This window comes from Agrobacterium sp. SUL3, assembly GCF_001263295.1.
Lineage (GTDB): Bacteria > Pseudomonadota > Alphaproteobacteria > Rhizobiales > Rhizobiaceae > Agrobacterium > Agrobacterium tomkonis.
Map to the genome: position 1 here is coordinate 117,661 of NZ_KQ414506.1, position 18,068 is coordinate 135,728.

The window sequence follows — 18,068 nt, forward strand, 5'->3', positions numbered from 1 at the left end:
CGTCTATTATCGGCTAATCCCATGTATTCCCGCATAAAATTGCCGGAAAAAGCTGGAAATTGCCGGAAAATGACGGATATTTCTCTACTGCCATGTAATCTTGCGGGTTACATCAGGTCCGGCATGACGGAGGAGAGGTAAAAGATCTTCGTCTGCCATCCGGCGTTTCAGGCAATCGCCCTTCGCCGCAGGCTTCAGCAATCAAAACGCCGCTTTTCGAAACGCCGTCGTTTCATCGCTTTCGTCTTCACGCGAGATGGCATCGGCGACCGGGTCGTCCTGGGTGGGCGGCGAGGGCGGGGTCTCGGCGCTTACGGCGGCGGAGATTTCCACTTCACGCACCCATTCGCGCCAGATTGCCACCAGCAGCGCCATCAGCACCGGGCCAATGAACAGACCGAGGAAACCCATGGTCTTGACGCCGCCGACGAGGCCGAAAAAGGTCGGCAGGAAAGGCAGTTTTATAGGCCCGCCGACGAGCTTCGGGCGGATGGTCTTGTCGACGATGAAAAGCTCGACCGAACCCCAGACGAACAGCGCCAGACCGTAAGCCGGGGAGCCGCTGGCGACCAGATAGATCGACACCAGCGTAAATGAGAGCGGCGCGCCGCCCGGAATGAGCGCCATGACACCGGTGAGCACGCCGAGCGTGACGGGCGAGGGCACGCCGGCAATCCAGTAGGCGATGCCGAGGATGATGCCTTCGCCGATGGCGATCAGCGTCATGCCTGTGACGGTGGAGCTGATGGTGGCGGGCACGACGCGGGAGATGCGCTCCCAGCGCGTCGGCAGGATGCGCTCACCCACGAGATCGACCTGGCGGGAGAAGCCGGCGCCGTTGCGGTACACGAAGAACAGCGCGATCAGCATGAACAGCAGGGTGAGGACAAGGTGGAAGGCGCCGTTGCCGGCGGCCAGGATCGCCCGGTAGATATTGCCGATATTGGCGCCGCTGACGAGCTGTATGACTTCACCGATGGCGCCCGGCGTGCCGATATATTTCACCCATTGTTCGCCGAGCCACGGGCCGACGCCGGGCAGCGCGGCGATCCAGTCCGGTACGGGTGCGCCCGCCTTGTTGACATGCACCGCCCAGCCGAACCATTCGCGGATTTCACTTGCCGTATAGGAGGCGGCGATAAAGATCGGCACCACGAGAAAGGTAAGGATGAGGACGATGGCGATGGATGCGCCGAGCGTGGTGTTGCCGCCCACCTGCCGCAAAAGCCGCGTATAGACCGGCCAGCTGGCAAAACCGATGACGAGGGCGGCAAGAACCGGAACCAGAAAGCCGTGGAAGAAATAGGTGCCCGCAAGGGCAACAAGAACGAGCAGCCAGCGCGCAGCCGAGATGGGCGGGATCAGGGCGATCCGCGTCGGACTGGCGGGGCCAAGCCATCTCGGTTCGCCACTCTGCTTACGACTGTCATTGTTACTCACGGCAGGCTCTTTCTCGCATTCTCCCCCAAAGGGGTGCATTCACTCTGTCACACCGATACATATAAGTGCAATATAACCCGATCACATTACCGTTGTGTGTTTATTGCCGAAGCTATTGAACGATTTTGGTAAAAATAGAACATCGGTCTTGGCGCACGCATTGAAATATGACAATTGAACTCCCGTTTTCTGCGGTACGAGTTTTGCCGCGCCCGCTCTCCAGGTCATGCCATGCTTCGCCGTTTCTTCGCCTATTATCGTCCCTATCGCGGTCTCTTCATCCTCGACTTTTCCTGCGCGGTCTTGTCGGGCGTGCTTGAACTCGGTTTTCCGATGGCGGTGAAGGCCTTTGTCGATGTGCTTTTGCCGGGCGGCGAATGGGCGATCATCCTCGCTGCGTCTGTCGGTCTGCTGGTCATCTACGTGCTGAATACGGGGCTGATGGCGACGGTCACCTATTGGGGACACATGCTCGGCATCAATATCGAGACCGACATGCGGCGTCTGGCCTTCGATCACCTGCAAAAGCTCTCCTTCCGTTATTTCGACAACCAGAAGACCGGCCATCTGGTCGGGCGGCTGACAAAGGATCTGGAAGAGATCGGCGAGGTGGCCCACCACGGACCCGAAGATCTGTTCATCGCCATCATGACCTTCATCGGCGCGTTCCTGCTGATGATGTCGGTCAATGTGCAGCTGGCGCTCATCACCGCCGCCGTCGTGCCCGTCACCGCCTGGGTGACAAGCCGTTACGGCGGCCGCATGACGCAGAATTTTCGCGCGCTCTATGGTCGCGTCGGTGATTTCAATGCCCGTATCGAGGAAAACGTTGGCGGCATGCGGGTGGTGCAGGCCTTTGCCAACGAAGACCATGAGCGGGCGCTGTTCGAGAAGGACAACCAGAAATACCGCCGCACCAAGCTCGACGCCTACAAGATCATGGCGGCCAGCACGTCGCTCAGCTATATGAGCATGCGCCTGACGCAGATGATCGTGATGATCTGCGGCGCCTGGTTCGTACTGACGGGCAGTCTGACAGAAGGCGGCTTTGTCGGTTTCCTGCTGCTGGTCGGCGTGTTTTTCCGCCCGGTCGAGAAGATCAATTCGGTCATCGAGACCTATCCGAAGGGTATTGCCGGTTTCCGCCGTTTCACCGAGCTTCTGGACACGGCGCCTGATATCGTCGATGCGCCTGACGCAATCGAGGCGCCGGCCCTTTCCGGCAGCATCGAATATCGCCATGTCGGTTTCGCTTATGCCGAGGGCAAAGAGGTTCTGCGCAATATCGACCTCAAGATCAGCGCCGGTGAGACGGTTGCCTTTGTCGGTCCTTCGGGCGCGGGCAAGACGACGCTCTGCTCACTGCTGCCGCGTTTTTATGATGTCACCAGCGGTGCGATCACCATTGACGGCATCGATATCAGAAAAATGAAGCTTGCCTCGCTGCGCAACCAGATCGGCATCGTGCAGCAGGATGTGTTCCTTTTCGGCGGCACGATCCGCGAGAATATCGAATATGGCCGGCTTGGCGCCTCTGACGCTGATATCATGGATGCGGCGCGGCGTGCGCGGCTGGATGGCGTGATCGAGGCCATGCCGCTCGGGCTCGACACCGTTATCGGCGAGCGCGGCGTCAAATTGTCCGGTGGGCAGAAGCAGCGTCTTGCCATTGCCCGAATGTTCCTCAAGAACCCGCCGATCCTCATTCTGGACGAAGCGACCTCGGCGCTCGATACGGAAACGGAGCGGGCCATTCAGCAATCGCTGACGGAACTTGCCAAAGGTCGCACGACACTCGTCATCGCCCACCGGCTGGCAACGATCCGTGATGCCTCGCGCATTGTGGTGGTCGACCAGACCGGCATTGCCGAAACCGGCGCCCATGCCGAACTTCTGGCCGCCAAGGGCCATTACAGCCGCCTGCATGAGGCACAGTTCAGCGGGCATCTTGCGGGCCTCAGCTGATTGGGAGCGGCGCGTCCTGCGCCGCCGCCTATCCGCCGTTTTCCGCAGCCTCTTCCTCGACGATGCCGGGATTGGGTTCTGGCTTGCCGGGATGGCTGGTGACGAGATAACCCATGGCGACTGCGGCGGCGACCACGAACAGCAGCACGATGCCGCTGATTGTCATCAGCCAGTCGCGCGGCCTTCTATGTGCCATGATATATCTGGGCCATCGCTTCGGATGGTTCACCAGGCTGAATTTGCTGCCGTCTCGCATGAACTTCCCCGGAATTGGACTACTTCCTTGGAGATCAACGCAGGCGCATATGCAGCTGTTCCGCAACGGCGGGGGCAGGGGTGATGACAAGGCCGTGAGGGCTGTCACCTGAACGGCCGACCCTTGTCTTCGAAGGCCGGGCATCGAAAACGGAATGATGCGCCGGCCATTCTTCGATTTACAACGCAGACTGCCTGATCAGGCCGATTGCACCGCGATGCGGTTTCCTTCGCTATCGGAAATTTCGGCGACGAAGAGATTGTCATCGACCGGCGTTTTGGGAAACAGGATTTCGCTGCCCTGCTGCACGGCTCTCTCAAGCACATCGTCGATGTTTTTCACGCCGAGATAGATGATTGCTCCGTCTTTCGTCGGAACATAGGTCTCTCCCTCGGCAAGCGCGCCGCTTGCCCCATCCTTGCCCTTCTCGAAGGGGAAATAGGCCATCCTGTTGTCATGGATCGTGACGATTTCCGCAAAGCTCACATCAAAAACGGCGCTGTAGAAACGCATCGCCCTTTCAATATCAAGCACGGGAATTTCGACATGGGCAATCAGGTTCACGCGGTTGCTCCTTCTGGAATATGTCTGACCTGTATCGGCGACCTGTGTACAGGCTACGACATCGATGCTGTCAATGGCCAGTTGCAGCCCCGGCCACCCGGACGCCGGGCGGCCATCCCTTATGACGCGGCTGATCCTGTCGGTTTTTATGCGGCGCTTTTGCTCCGGTCGATTTGAGGGCATCCAGCGGGGCATCCCAGCGACACAATACAAGGCAATCTTTTTCGATGGTGCAAGCGCCCAAAAGCCCGCTTGCCAGCCCATTGAGTTTATGCGAATGATTTGCAATTGCATAAACACAATTTCCGATTTGAAAGTTCTTGGAATGGACAAGCCAGTCTTTGGATGGCGGCGGAATGGCGACGATCTGTCGTTGTCCGACGTGCACGGTTCGATCAAGGTCAAGCCGAATGCCGGCACGTTTCGCCGGGCCATGGCGTTTTTCGGCCCCGGCTATCTCGTTGCTGTCGGTTATATGGATCCCGGAAACTGGGCGACCTCGCTCGCCGGCGGATCCAAATTCGGCTATACGCTGCTCACCGTCGCGCTGGTCTCGAACATCATGGCGATTGTCCTGCAATCGCTCTGCGCCCGTCTGGCAATTGCTTCCGGTCGCGATCTCGCCCAGGCCTGCCGTGATGCCTATCCGAAGCCGGTGGCGATGGTGTTGTGGGTGCTGGCCGAAATCGCCATTATCGCCACCGATATTGCCGAGGTCATCGGCACGGCCATCGGCCTCAACCTCATCTTCGGCATTCCGCTCGAACTCGGCGTTCTCATCACCGCGCTTGATGTATTCCTCATTCTCTATCTGCAGAAGCTCGGTTTCCGCTGGGTGGAGGCTATGGTCATCACGCTGCTTGGCGTCATTGCCGTGTGTTTCGCCATTCAGGTGGCGCTTGCCGACCCTGACTGGGGGCAGGTGATCCTCGGTTTTGCACCGACGACCGAGATCGTCACCAATCCGGACATGCTGTATCTGGCGCTCGGCATTCTTGGCGCCACCGTCATGCCGCATAATCTCTATCTGCATTCGGGCATCGTGCAGACCCGCGAAATCGGCGAAACCCTTGCCGAAAAACGCGAGGCGCTGAAATTCGCGACGCTCGATTCCACTATTGCGCTGATGTTCGCGCTCACCATCAACGCCTCGATCCTCATCCTTGCGGCAGCGACCTTTCACAAAACGGGGCAGACCAATGTCGCCGAACTCGGCGAAGCGCATAATCTGCTCGCGCCGCTGCTGGGTCTTGCCATTGCGCCGACGCTGTTCGGCGTGGCGCTCCTGTGCTGCGGCATCAATTCCACCGTCACGGCAACGCTTGCCGGCCAGATCGTGATGGAAGGTTTCCTGAAGATGCAGCTCGCCCCCTGGCTGCGCCGCCTCATCACCCGCGCCATCGCCATCGTCCCGGCCGCCGGCGTCACCATCTTCTATGGCGACAGCGGCACGGCCGAACTCTTGATCCTGACGCAGGTGGTGCTCAGCCTGCAACTCTCCTTCGCCGTCTTCCCGCTGGTGATGTTCACCTCTGACAAGGCCAAGATGGGTGCACTGAAAGCGCCGCTCTGGCTCTCGGCTTTTGCGTGGCTGATTGCGGTGGTGATAGCGGCGCTGAATGTGAAGCTGCTGCTGGATTTTATGGGGTGAGGAAAAGAAGAGCTGTCGCGCTTTTTGAGGCTAGCCCCGCGCAAGCGTATGGGCGTCTGACACGTCGCATGATGCTAATCTAAAGTTGGATTTTAAAAGCTTAAATGAACAAGGTTTAGCTGCTCTGCAGCCAGCCGAAGATATATTCGAATCCGGTTAGCAGAAATTCTAAATTATCGGTTTTCTATACATCGAAATCGGAAAATATTCAAGGAGTTGACCGATAACGCAATTTGTGGTTTTAAATATTTATTATTGAATAAATATAATTAGATATATTATATGTCTGAATTTCAGTTTATTTTCTTCGAGCGATTGTAATATTTGATTTTTTTTAGATTTTTCTGCGAAATGTTAGTGGGTGCGATATACAGTTTTGAGTTTTTCGACTCTGGAGTGTAACTATGACGAAGATCACTTACGAGCAGCTCCGCGCGATGGTCATGGATGTGACGGTTAGTGAAAAGACAATTGCAACATACCTGACTTCTGAAACAGGTGGGACTGCATTTCACCCGATTATTAGACCGGACCCGTTGAAGGTGGAGATATCCGAGGGCGCGCACTTTGAAATTGCTAGCGCTCTTGATTGGGCAAATGGGTTTTGCCGGGGACGGCGCGAACGGATATTCAAATCGCGGGTCGATACCGCTCGAAAGCCCATACTTGTTTCCGAGGGCGATAGTTGGTTTCAGTTTCCTTTCTTGCTGGAAGACGTGATCGACCAACTAGCCCCCGATTATGTGATTTCTAGCCTTGATGCCGCTGGAGACACAGCGAGAAACATGGTCTATGGCAGTAAGGAGTACATGCCCGAATTGCTGCGCCTGAAAGGCAAGAATGTGAAGGCATTCTTGTTTTCCGCAGCAGGTAACGACGTCATAGGTTCTGATGAATACGGGCGCTCTGTTCTGCTGCAACTGTTGAATGACTATTCGCAGGGAAAACCGGCGAGTTGGCACATCGATTGGAGTAAGTTGCGCAAAGTCTTACAGACCCTTGAAGAGGCCTATCGGGAAGTTGTCAGCACGATCAGACGAGATCGCGACTTTGCCAAACTTCCCATCATTATTCACGGGTACGACTACGCGATACCCGGTGGGTTTCCAGGCGACAAACGTAATCCCACGTGGGCCAAGAAAGATCAGTGGCTTGGCGCCCCTATGAAGGGCAAGAAGATTGTCGATCATGCTCTTCAATGCGAGATCATTGAGATATTGATAAATGAGCTTTACGAGATGCTCAAAAGGGTCGCAGGAGATTCCAGCAGTTCGTATGTTTTTCTCGCCGACATTCGAAAAAAAGTCCCCCCAAATGAATGGGCAGACGAAATTCATCCGACCGATCGCGGATTTGCGGAGGTTGCCAAGGTATTCCGACAGACGCTTAAGAAGGCTGGTGTGCGATGAGCGAAGCATTGGAAACTCTGTTCCATATGTCTGTTGCTGCGAATGCGAAGTGGACCGCTCTCTGTGAAATCAAGAAGGGACAAAAATACAAATTCTCGGCGCAGGGAACTTGGATCGATTGGTACATAAACACCGATGCGAATGGCTACGATCGGTTTTGGCTTCGACCGTTCGCTGCAAAGAAGCGAGCGCCCAAAGAAAAGTGGTTTGCCCTTATCGGTGCGCTGGATCAAGACGAGTCGACGGCTTTTCTCATTGGAAGTGAAAAAATATGGATTGCTCCACGAAGTGGACAACTTTGGTGTTTCGCCAACGACATGCCTTCCAAGTATGGGAACAATAAAGGCGCGATCACAGTTATCGGGTCTCTCTCCAAGTAGGAGAACGCCCTTCGAAATCTTTTGAACCCTGCCTCTTGTCGTGCTGACTTAGTCACGCGCGTATGGTGCCCGGCTTTATTTCGCCGGACTTCTAAGCTTGCCCCCGGCATTCCTTAAAACTCTGGCCCTTTGGTTTTCATAAATAGAATCAGGCGTCAAAACGCCTGATTCTATTGCTTCTTTCCTAAGGCTTAGTCGCCGAGTTCCCGCTTCGTTTTTTTCATCTGGGCAGAGGTTGTTCCTGGAATAATCCAACCAGACGGGCATCCGGAAAGCCTCTTCTTGAATGGTCTTATTAAGAGCAACCGCTCGTCGCACCACAAGTATCGCACTTCTCACACGTGCCGTTCCGCACCATCGTGAAGTTCTGGCACTCCGAGCACATGTTGCCCGTGTAGCCCTGTGCAATCGAGCGCATGCGGCGTTCGTTTTCCACCTTCTTGGCTTCCGCCTTGGCCGATGCAGCGTCGGCGGCGGCCTTGTCGGAGAAGAGGGCGGTGGCGGTCTGTTTGGCTTCCTGGGCCACGTCGTCGATCACCTCTTCGGCAATCTCTTCGGCCAGTTCCTTGGCGCGCTCTTCATAGTCCCGCTTGAAGGAGACGATTTCGGAGGTTGCAATGGCGACCGTCGGTTCCAGCTTGCGGGCGGCAGAGCCTGCAAAGGAGGTGACGTTGGCCGAGGCGCGGGCGGGGGCTGCCGTTGCCGAGCCCTTGGGTTCGGAAGCGGAGCGTTCGCCTTCGTTGCTGGAAACCAGCGTCGGCTTGTAACCGCGTGTCCAGCCGGTGGAGAGCAGGTTGGTCTTGCCTTCCTGGATACCCTTGCCAAGTGCCGTGTTGGAGAAGTCAGACGTATCGACATGGGCGAGGTCGTGGCGGCCGAGATAGGAGACGGCGAGTTCGCGGAACACGTAGTCGAGGATCGACGTGGCGTTCTTGATCGCGTCGTTGCCCTGCACCATGCCGGCCGGTTCGAACTTGGTGAAGGTGAAGGCCTCCACATATTCTTCCAGCGGCACGCCATATTGCAGGCCAAGCGAGATGGCGATGGCGAAGTTGTTCATCATCGCACGGAAGGCGGCGCCTTCCTTGTGCATGTCGATGAAGATTTCGCCGATGCGGCCGTCACCGAATTCGCCGGTGCGCAGATAGACCTTGTGACCGCCGACGGTTGCCTTCTGGGTATAACCCTGACGGCGGTTCGGCAGCTTTTCACGCTCGCGGGACACGCGCTCGATGACGCGTTCGACGATCTTTTCGGTGATCGTCACGGCCTGCTGGGCAAGCGGCTGCTGGATCAGTTCTTCAACGAAATCTTCTTCGTCGTCATCTTCCACCAGCGAGGCATTGAGCGGCTGGGAAAGCTTGGAGCCATCGCGGTAAAGGGCGTTGGCCTTCAGCGCCAGCTTCCAGGAGAGCATGTAGGCTGCGCCGCAATCTTCCACCGTCGCGTCATTCGGCATGTTGATCGTCTTGGAGATCGCACCCGAGATGAAGGGCTGTGCCGCCGCCATCATGCGGATATGCGATTCGACCGAGAGATAGCGCTTGCCGATCTTGCCGCAGGGGTTGGCGCAATCGAACACCGGCAGGTGTTCGTTCTTCAGGAACGGTGCGCCTTCCAGCGTCATCGCGCCGCAGACGTGCACGTTCGCCGCTTCGATATCCTTCTTGCCGAAGCCGAGGTGCTCGAGCAGGTTGAAGCTCATATCGGAAAGCTGCTCGTCGGAGACCTTCAGCGTGTCCTTGAGGAAGTCGGCGCCGAGCGTCCACTGGTTGAAGACGAACTTGATGTCGAAGGCGCTCTTCAGTGCAGCGTTGACGGCTTCGATCTTCTCATCGGTGAAGCCCTTGGCCTTCAGCGTCGAGGGGTTGATGGCCGGCGCCTGATTGAGATTGCCATGGCCGACGGCATAGGCCTCGATCTCGGCGATCTGGCTTTCGGAATACCCAAGCGAACGCAGCGCATCGGGAACCGCGCGGTTGATGATCTTAAAGTAGCCGCCGCCGGCGAGCTTCTTGAACTTCACCAGCGCGAAGTCGGGTTCGATGCCGGTCGTGTCGCAATCCATGACGAGGCCGATCGTGCCTGTTGGCGCGATGACGGTGGTCTGGGCATTGCGATAGCCGTGTTGTTCGCCAAGCGCCAGCGCCTTGTCCCAGGCGGCTGTTGCGTGGGCGATGAGGTCCTGATCCGTGCAATCGGCATGGATGAGCGCGACCGGGTTGACCGACAGGCCCTCATAACCATCCGACAGGCCATGGGCGGCACGGCGGTGGTTGCGGATGACGCGCAGCATGTTGTCGCGGTTCGGCGCAAAGCTCGGGAAGGGGCCAAGCTCGCCGGCCATTTCAGCCGAGGTGGCATAGGAAATGCCCGTCATGATCGCGGTCAGCGCACCTGCAATGGCGCGGCCCTCATCGCTGTCATAGGGAATGCCCGACGACATCAAGAGGCCACCGATATTGGCGTAACCGAGGCCGAGCGTGCGGTATTCATAGGAGCGTTCGGCAATCTGGCGCGAGGGGAACTGCGCCATCATCACGGAAACTTCGAGCACGACGGTCCACAGGCGAACGGCATGTTCGTAATCGGCGATATCGATGCGCTTCGTCGCCTGATCCTTGAACTGCAGGAGGTTCAGCGAGGCGAGGTTGCAGGCCGTGTCGTCGAGGAACATATATTCCGAGCACGGGTTCGAAGCGCGGATTGGGCCTTCGGCCGGCGACGTGTGCCAGTCGTTCATGGTGGTGTTGAAGTGCAGGCCGGGGTCGGCGGACGCCCAGGCGGCGTGGGAAATCTTTTCCCAGAGGTCGCGGGCCTTCAGCGTCTTCATCACCTTGCCGTCCTTGCGGGCGGTGAGGTTCCAGTCGCCGTCATTTTCGACAGCGCGCAGGAAGTCATCCTTCAGCGAGACGGAGTTGTTGGAGTTCTGGCCTGAAACCGTGAGATAAGCTTCGGAATCCCAGTCCGTATCGTAGGTCTTGAACTGGATGTCCTTGTAACCCTGTTCGGCGAACTGGATGACGCGCTTGACGTAGTTTTCCGGCACCATGTCCTTCTTGGCAGCGCGGATTTCGCGCTTCAGGGCAGGGTTCTTGGCCGGGTCGAAGCAGTCACCATTGTCAGCCTCGCAATTGACGCAGGCCTTCATGATGGCCTTCAGGTGCTTGGCGACGATCTTGGAGCCGGTGACGAGAGCGGCAACTTTCTGCTCCTCGTTCACCTTCCAGTCGATATAGGCTTCGATATCAGGGTGATCGGCGTCAACGACGACCATCTTTGCTGCACGACGGGTCGTGCCACCGGACTTGATGGCGCCGGCTGCACGGTCGCCGATCTTGAGGAAGCTCATCAGGCCGGAGGATTTGCCGCCGCCGGAAAGCTTTTCGCCTTCGCCACGCAGATAGGAGAAGTTGGAGCCGGTGCCGGAACCGTATTTGAACAGGCGCGCTTCGCGCACCCACAGGTCCATGATGCCGCCTTCATTGACGAGGTCGTCTTCGACGGACTGGATGAAGCAGGCATGCGGCTGCGGATGTTCGTAAGCGGATTTGGACTTGGTCAGCTTGCCGGTGAAGGGGTCGACATAGAAGTGGCCCTGGCCCGGACCATCGATGCCATAGGCCCAGTGCAGGCCGGTGTTGAACCATTGCGGGGAGTTGGGGGCAACACGCTGGGTGGCGAGCATGTAGGCAAGCTCGTCGCGGAAGGCGAGCGCATCTTCTTCGGACGAGAAATATTTGCCCTTCCAGCCCCAATAGGCCCAGGTGCCGGCCAGACGGTCGAAAACCTGGCGCGCATCGGTCTCGGAGCCGTAACGCTCGGCTTCCGGCACATCCTTCAGGGCTTTCTCATCGGCAACAGAGCGCCACAAGAAGGAAGGAACGTCGTTTTCCTCAACCTTCTTAAGCACCTTCGGCACGCCGGCCTTGCGGAAATATTTCTGCGCCAGAACGTCGGTCGCCACCTGGCTGAACTGCGCGGGAACGTCGATATCCGCCAGACGGAACACGATGGAACCATCAGGGTTCTTGATTTCACTGACGGCCTTGCGGAAGTCGATTTCCGCATAAGGCGATTGGCCGGGCTTCGTGAAGCGACGTTCAATGCGCATGGTTTCCTGTCCTCGTCCATTGGGCGCCCGGCAAAGGGCGCAAAAATCCGGTCCAGCCGTGCGATGCCTTCGCGCAGCCGGTTGTTGCCGATCTGAAAGGGATGTTCATCCTTGGATGTGATCCCTGTATCTCGTGGCTTATTCGGCTGCAAGCATAGTGTGGAATACTAAATATAGTATCAACAGCTTCCTGCCGCCAGTCCCCGCGTCATGTTTTTGGCGGTTCTCCAAGGCACGCAGAAACCCACCGGCAAACCGCCCCCTGATGGCCGGGACGCCGCGTCTGGATTAGCGAGCTGAGATTGAAAGGAGCCGGCCTCGTTACTTTCCGGTCCGTTGCCGCCGCAACATAACTGTCACTTTCCTCTTGCGGCATAGATTCGTCAAGCCATAGATTGAAACGCATTTTTAACCACAAGATATTGTGTGAAGTGCCTGTGGAAAACGGGGAAAGCAAAAGCTTTCAAAAGAATCAGTAACTTGGCGGGGAAATCTCAAGCCTGTGCGGGGCTGGTTTCCGCAGCGGAAAGCCAAAACCGCGCATTTCCGGGGTGAGGCATAAAGGCGACACTGCGGTTTTTCCGTGTTTTTCCGCTGTCGTCAAAAAGGCAGTTTCACACAAAAAAGCCGCCCCGGCGGGACGGCTTTTCAGGGGTGCCCTGAGCGGCGGCTGGCAATCAGCCGCGTGATCCCTTGGCGATCGGCTCCTGATAGGTGAAGCCCATGTCCCAGGGAAAATAGATCCAGGTGTCCTGGCTGACTTCAGTGACAAAAGTGTCAATGGTCGGCACGCCCTTCGGCTTGGCGTAAACGCAGGCAAAATGGGCTCTCGGCAGCATCTCGCGCACTTCCAGCGCCGTCTTGCCGGTATCGGTCAGATCATCAAGCACGAGCACGCCTTCGCCGCCATCGGCCGCCAGTTTCGGGTCCACGCCCTTCAGGAGAACCGTGTCGCCCTGATTGACGTAGTCATGACGGGTGGCGATGCAGACCGTGTCGATCAGGCGGATGTTCAGCTCGCGGGAAATGATTGCCGCCGGCACAAGGCCGCCACGGGTGATACAGACGATTGCCCGGAACTCTTTATCGAGGCCGGCAAGACGCCAGGCAAGCGCGCGGGCATCGCGGTGGAACTGGTCCCAGGATACGGGAAAGGCTTTATCGGGAAGGGACATGTCGTCTACCATCTGGTCAAAATTGTCGATGGCTTTGGCTAATAGCCGCAAGACCGGCAAAAAGGCAAGCTTTCCGCTTAAAGGACAGCTTGGGAGATTGCCGCCTGTTTCTTCTCCCCGCCGGGGAGAAGGTGGACCGAAGGGTCGGATGAGGGGCTCCGCTCCCTGAATATCTCGACCGTCGCCCCCTCATCCCGCTGCCGCGGACTTCTCCCCGGCGGGGAGAAGAAACTTGCGGCGCTCGCCCGTATAATGCGAGATATGGAGGACTTGCGGCACTGTTTGCGCCGCATCCATATTTAGCGCGAAAGCAGCGTCATCGCCGTCATGGAATCGAGCAGGGTGCGCGTCACGCCGCCGAACAGCAGTTCCCACCAGCGGGAATGGCCATAGGCGCCCATGACCAGAAGGTCGATGCTGTTATCCGACAGACGGTTTTCTATGGCCGCCTGCGGCGAGACGCCGGCGATCTTTTCCTGCGAGGTGACCGTGACGTTGACGCCGTGGCGGGCAAGCGTTGCGGCCAGTTCCGTGCCGGCGAGACCCGCGGACTGTGTTTCACTCTCTGCCTGGTCGACGGAGAAAATCTCGACGCTTTCGGCCGCGATCAGGAAGGGCAGGGCGTCGAAGGTGGCGCGGGTCGCCTCACGGGAGCCGTTCCAGGCGATGAGGACGCGCTTGATCGGTTTGGCGACGGTTAGCACGTGCGGCACGAGGAGAACGGGGCGGCCACTTTCATACAGGAAACCGTCAATATCCGAGCGGCTGTCTGACAGTGCCGAGGAGCTGCTCTGGCGGGCGACGATCAAATCGGCGCAACGGGCGCTATCGATGGCGGATGCGGAGGCGTAACCGACCGATGTGACGAAGCTGCGCCATTCATGCGAGATGCCGTTGGCGGACAGCGTGCGTTCGAAAAGGGTTCCGACGTCGGTGGTTTCCTTGTGCGCCACGTCCTGCAGAGCCTGCACGGTGGCGGGATCGGGAATTTCCATCGGTGCGACGAGCGGAACGGCGGCCAGCGTTTCCATGTGCAGGCCGATCACATGCGAGGAAAACTGGTCGGCAAGGCTTACCACGAATTCGCCGAGCTTCTGCGTGTTCGAAACATTGTCGACCACTGTCAGTATCGTTTTGTAACCCATTCTTCTCTCCTCGGTGACATGTCGTTTTCAGATCGCTCTGGCTTTTCTTCGAATCGCCAGAGCGATCTAAGTCTCTGTTTTACGCATTGTCCGGACGGAAAAGCTGTTCCGCTTTTCCTGGAAATGCTCAGGGGGAGAGTGGCCGCCTTTACAGACCGCCACCTTGATTTTGGTCAAACCTTTTCGTTTCAGGCCTTCTCCGTCTCAGGCGGTTGCATCGCCCTTGCTGGCGGCCAGTTGCTTCTCCTGGCCGATGGTTTCGATCATGGCGGCAACCGCCTCGGTTGCCGCCTTCAACACGCCGGCGTCGCGGGCGCGTACGACGATCTCCGTCGAAAAACGCTGCCCGTCATATTTCGGATAGGAGCCGATGCTCGTTTCGGGATGGGCCTTCTGGATGGCCGTCAGCGGCGTGCCGATATCGCCTTCGCCATAGGGTGAGCGCACCGCCTGCGACATGACCTTCGCGCCGGTGCGCAAGGTCGGCATGACATTGTCGAGCATAGCCTGAAATACCTGCGGCACGCCGGCCATGACATAAACATTGCCGATGACGAAGCCGGGGGCGACGGAAACCGGATTGGCGATGTGCGCAGCCCCTCGCGGCATGCGCGCCATGCGTTTGCGCGCTTCGGTGAATTCCATCTCGCGCACCCGGTACATGTCGCCCAGCAGGCGCAGCGCCTCGGCATCGTGTTCGCAGGGCAGGCCGAACGCCGCTGACACCGCATCCGCGGTGATGTCGTCATGGGTCGGGCCGATGCCGCCTGACGTAAAGACATAATCATAGCGACCGCGCAGCGCGTTCAGCGCCTCGACGATCTGCTCCTCCTCGTCGGCGACGATGCGCACTTCCTTGAGGTCAATCCCGGACATGGTGAGGACATCTGCGAGATGCCCGATATTCTTGTCCTTGGTGCGGCCCGACAGCAATTCGTCGCCAATGGCGAGCATGGCGGCGGTGACAACGGAGGAGGTGGAGGAGGGATTGGACATGGTTGCACTCGTCATCTGTTTCCCCGACGTTAGCCCTGCTCCTGCTGAATGCAAAGCGGTTTTGAAAAAATGTCCTTTTGTAAATAGTTGACATTTCGGTTTTCCGTTCACTCATGGTGAACAGTGCGTATGCCAATCCCCGGCTGGCGGGATGAGGGGCCGTGGGCTAGGTTTTCGTCACACACATTTGACGGGTCAACGCCGATGATCATCGAGTTTTTGAAAAAGCTTCTGGCCGGCACGCCGGAAACAGTTCCAGCAAAGGAAACAAAGAGAATGACGAAGGTTCTGGTACTTTATTACTCTGCTTACGGTCATATCGAGACAATGGCCTATGCCGTCGCCGAAGGCGTCAAATCCACCGGCGCGGAAGCCGTGGTCAAACGCGTTCCCGAACTGGTTCCGGAAGAGGTCGCCAAGGCCTCCCACTTCAAGCTGGATCAGGCAGCGCCGATTGCAACCGTGGACGAACTCGCTGAATACGACGCCATCATCGTCGGCGCCGGCACGCGCTTCGGCACGGTCGCCTCGCAGATGCGCAATTTCTGGGATCAGACCGGCGGGCTGTGGTTCAACGGCAAGCTGGTTGGCAAGGTCGGCTCGGCCTTCACCTCTTCCGCTACCCAGCATGGCGGCCAGGAATCGACCGTTCTCGGCTTCATTCCCACCTTTCTGCATCACGGCATGGCCGTTGTCGGCCTTCCCTATGCCTTCCAGGGCCAGATGGGTGTCGATGAAATCAAAGGCGGTTCGCCCTACGGCGCTTCCACCATCACCGATGGTGACGGATCGCGCCAGCCTTCTGAAATCGAACTGGAAGGCGCGCGTTTCCAGGGCGCGCATGTGGCAAAAATCGCCGCCAAGCTCTCGGCCTGAAACCAAGTTTGTTGAAAAGAAATGCGGCCGAAAGGCCGCATTTTTCTTAATCCCGGCATCATTACGTCACCGGTGCTGTCGGGAAAGGATTTTAAGGCGGGTCAGATCGGCAGGTTGACCATGAAAAGGCAGCTTGCGACCACGAAGCCGAGCATCGAGATTTCTAGAAAACCGTTCAATCCGTCACGCATTTCAATCCTCCTTGTGTCGGGCGAAAAGAGAACGGACAGAGCCTATTGCGGTTCCATAACAGAAGAATGAAATTTAGAGATTTTTAATGCCTTGCCATTCCGCGTGTGGCGAAGGTGCCTTGGGCGCTTCAGCCCGTGACGACGAAGGCGACGACAAGGTGGCCGATGAGGCCGATTGCGAGGCAGGAGAGAAGAAAGATGAACAGGGCTTTTTTCATGTTTCCGGAAGCTTCCATCGGTTTTTATCCATCGAACCTGTTGTCTTGAAATTTCAGCGCCGCAGGGCACGTCCTATCGTCCTGCGGCAGGCGAGCCAGTTGCCGTCAACCCTTGAAATCAAGGCCTGCTTCGATGGCGGCGGCGAGGAAAGCCTTGCGCGCATCTTCCGGCTTTTTCCGGCCAGCATCGACGGCGGCGCAGATGAGCAGGGCCTTGTCCAGCGCATCGCCATCTTCGATCGGCCAATCTTCGATCAGCGCCCAGGAAGCTGCCTGCGTGGTTTCGATGCTCGTGTATTCGCCCGGCGTTTCAAACGCGATCAGGACGGGTTTTTGCCAGCGCGTGTTCATCGCCTATCCGTATTGTTTGTCGTGCCCGGCTCTAACCGAAGCGGCCTGAATGCGCAATCCGTTTCGGTCCCGGTGCGGTGCGGTCAGTCGTCGCGTCCGAACAGCCAGTCGCGAATGATGCGCCGGTCGATAAGCTCCAGCGAGCGGTCAGGCGCGATCCGGTAGGTTTCCACCGCCCTTGTGCTGCCATCGATACGGAATTCGTGGCTGAAGGTGCTGCCGATAGGCGATTTCGTCAGCTTGGTGCGCGGCTGGCCTCTGTAGGTAATGCTGCCGGGGATCGGTGCGACATAGGGCGCCGGTCCAGTATAGGGGGGCGGTCCGACTGTGGTGCATCCCGCCAGCGCCAGTGTGAGCGCGATAGTGGCCGATGATAGGAGCGTTTTCATCCTGTCCTCCGAAGTGCGTCTGCGAAAACGATATGGAGGCGCAGCGGTTCCCGTCAGGCAAGAAGATGAAGGATTATTCGTCCCGTCTATTTGCTTTTCGGATTCTGAATGTCGCGCGCGACCCAGCGGAAGAAAGCGTAGACGAGGAGGCCAAAGATGAAAAGCGGGATGAGGTTCGCAAAACCGGACATATGATTCTCGTTTCTCCCTCCCGGTCAGGGGTCTAGCCGGAGTGAAACCGGCAAGGCAAGAGAAGCGCATATCACCGTCAGTCAAATATCCGTGTGCCTTAAGGGGAGATTTGTGGCTTGCCGGGGAGGGCGGGAGAGATCTGGCGCACTGCCAGTGATGCCAGATCTCTCTGTCTCCCGCCAGTTTCAGGGTACGGGGGACTTGTTATAGAGTAACGAACAACCGCCAATGGACATAGACCGAGAAATTACCACGAATAAATCGCTACCATTGCCGGTCATAGTCGCTCAAAAATATTTGACCTCGAGACCCGCCCCGTTTCAATGCATGTCGCCGAAGCCGTTATCCGGCAAATTATTTTGCCTCACGGGGCGGAGGCGGGTCCTCACCGCAGACAGCGCTTTAACCCTTTGAAACGGCTGCTGTGCTTCCAGGGGGGCTGGCTGCAGGGTGGAGGAACTGCGGGGGAACCTTTTTCGTGCTCCGTCATTGAAACAGGCAGACACATGCCAATAGCGGAGGGTTAAACATGCTCGGTACCATCCTCGTCATCCTGCTTATTCTGTTCCTGATCGGCGCGCTGCCAAGCTGGGGTTATCATAATTACGGTTATGGCCCGTCGGGCGGCCTCGGACTGGTTCTGGTCATCGTCCTGATCCTGGTTCTGCTTGGGCGCATCTGATCGCTCGCAATCGGCCTGACAACAATCGCCCGCACTGCCGCAAATGCGCCGGATGCGGGCGTTTTTTCCTTTGA

General features: G+C 57.8%; 15 protein-coding genes. 6 read left to right on the plus strand and 9 right to left on the minus strand.

Features of this window, described 5'->3' with window-relative positions:
• Positions 1-201: 201 nt before the first annotated feature.
• A complete protein-coding gene (locus AKG12_RS17150; RefSeq protein WP_046798310.1) occupies positions 202-1,440 on the minus strand; it encodes an AI-2E family transporter in 1,239 nt (412 codons plus the stop codon).
• A gap of 231 nt (positions 1,441-1,671) precedes the next feature.
• Here AKG12_RS17150 and AKG12_RS17155 point away from each other — a divergent pair, with 231 nt between their 5' ends.
• Positions 1,672-3,405, plus strand: a complete 1,734-nt coding sequence (locus AKG12_RS17155) for an ABC transporter ATP-binding protein (protein WP_052819767.1) — start codon at positions 1,672-1,674, stop codon at positions 3,403-3,405.
• 28 nt (positions 3,406-3,433) lie between these two features.
• Here AKG12_RS17155 and AKG12_RS17160 read toward each other — a convergent pair whose 3' ends face one another.
• Together AKG12_RS17160 and AKG12_RS17165 are read right to left on the minus strand one after the other, a co-directional pair.
• The gene (locus AKG12_RS17160; protein ID WP_046798312.1) at positions 3,434-3,661 is read right to left on the minus strand and encodes a hypothetical protein; all 228 of its coding nucleotides are present in this window, start codon (positions 3,659-3,661) and stop codon (positions 3,434-3,436) included.
• A 198-nt stretch (positions 3,662-3,859) separates the two neighbouring features.
• The gene (locus AKG12_RS17165; protein WP_052819863.1) at positions 3,860-4,225 is read right to left on the minus strand and encodes a VOC family protein; all 366 of its coding nucleotides are present in this window, start codon (positions 4,223-4,225) and stop codon (positions 3,860-3,862) included.
• Positions 4,226-4,550: 325 nt separating this feature from the next.
• On the opposite strand from AKG12_RS17165, the gene AKG12_RS17170 reads away from it, so the two are divergent.
• The 3 genes from AKG12_RS17170 (at position 4,551) to AKG12_RS17180 (ending at position 7,665) form a co-directional block, all read left to right on the plus strand.
• Positions 4,551-5,876: an Nramp family divalent metal transporter gene (locus AKG12_RS17170; RefSeq protein ID WP_052819768.1), complete on the plus strand. Its 1,326-nt coding sequence runs from the start codon at positions 4,551-4,553 to the stop codon at positions 5,874-5,876.
• A 404-nt stretch (positions 5,877-6,280) separates the two neighbouring features.
• Positions 6,281-7,285, plus strand: a complete 1,005-nt coding sequence (locus AKG12_RS17175; protein WP_052819769.1) for a hypothetical protein — start codon at positions 6,281-6,283, stop codon at positions 7,283-7,285.
• Positions 7,282-7,665 (plus strand): hypothetical protein, encoded by a 384-nt coding sequence (locus tag AKG12_RS17180; RefSeq protein ID WP_052819770.1) that lies wholly within the window; start codon positions 7,282-7,284, stop codon positions 7,663-7,665. The genes AKG12_RS17175 and AKG12_RS17180 overlap by 4 nt, the downstream gene beginning before the upstream one ends.
• 295 nt (positions 7,666-7,960) lie before the next feature.
• On the opposite strand, the gene AKG12_RS17185 is transcribed toward AKG12_RS17180, so the two are convergent.
• From AKG12_RS17185 to AKG12_RS17200, 4 genes are all read right to left on the minus strand, one after another.
• A complete protein-coding gene (locus AKG12_RS17185; RefSeq protein ID WP_046798316.1) occupies positions 7,961-11,779 on the minus strand; it encodes a vitamin B12-dependent ribonucleotide reductase in 3,819 nt (1,272 codons plus the stop codon).
• 677 nt (positions 11,780-12,456) lie between these two features.
• Positions 12,457-12,954: a xanthine phosphoribosyltransferase gene (gpt, locus tag AKG12_RS17190; protein ID WP_046798460.1), complete on the minus strand. Its 498-nt coding sequence runs from the start codon at positions 12,952-12,954 to the stop codon at positions 12,457-12,459.
• A 299-nt stretch (positions 12,955-13,253) separates the two neighbouring features.
• Positions 13,254-14,099: a universal stress protein gene (locus AKG12_RS17195; protein WP_052819771.1), complete on the minus strand. Its 846-nt coding sequence runs from the start codon at positions 14,097-14,099 to the stop codon at positions 13,254-13,256.
• Positions 14,100-14,303: 204 nt separating this feature from the next.
• A complete protein-coding gene (locus tag AKG12_RS17200; RefSeq protein ID WP_052819772.1) occupies positions 14,304-15,095 on the minus strand; it encodes a competence/damage-inducible protein A in 792 nt (263 codons plus the stop codon).
• A 276-nt stretch (positions 15,096-15,371) separates the two neighbouring features.
• Here AKG12_RS17200 and wrbA point away from each other — a divergent pair, with 276 nt between their 5' ends.
• Positions 15,372-15,971, plus strand: coding sequence for an NAD(P)H:quinone oxidoreductase type IV (gene wrbA / locus AKG12_RS17205; protein WP_052819865.1), 600 nt, complete (start codon positions 15,372-15,374; stop codon positions 15,969-15,971).
• A 514-nt stretch (positions 15,972-16,485) separates the two neighbouring features.
• On the opposite strand, the gene AKG12_RS17215 is transcribed toward wrbA, so the two are convergent.
• Together AKG12_RS17215 and AKG12_RS17220 are read right to left on the minus strand one after the other, a co-directional pair.
• The gene (locus AKG12_RS17215; RefSeq protein ID WP_052819774.1) at positions 16,486-16,731 is read right to left on the minus strand and encodes a DUF982 domain-containing protein; all 246 of its coding nucleotides are present in this window, start codon (positions 16,729-16,731) and stop codon (positions 16,486-16,488) included.
• A gap of 83 nt (positions 16,732-16,814) precedes the next feature.
• Positions 16,815-17,120 (minus strand): membrane protein, encoded by a 306-nt coding sequence (locus tag AKG12_RS17220; RefSeq protein ID WP_046798320.1) that lies wholly within the window; start codon positions 17,118-17,120, stop codon positions 16,815-16,817.
• A 721-nt stretch (positions 17,121-17,841) separates the two neighbouring features.
• Between AKG12_RS17220 and AKG12_RS29450 the strand changes: the two genes are divergently transcribed.
• A complete protein-coding gene (locus tag AKG12_RS29450) occupies positions 17,842-17,994 on the plus strand; it encodes a DUF3309 family protein (RefSeq protein ID WP_003495626.1) in 153 nt (50 codons plus the stop codon).
• Positions 17,995-18,068: the final 74 nt, after the last annotated feature.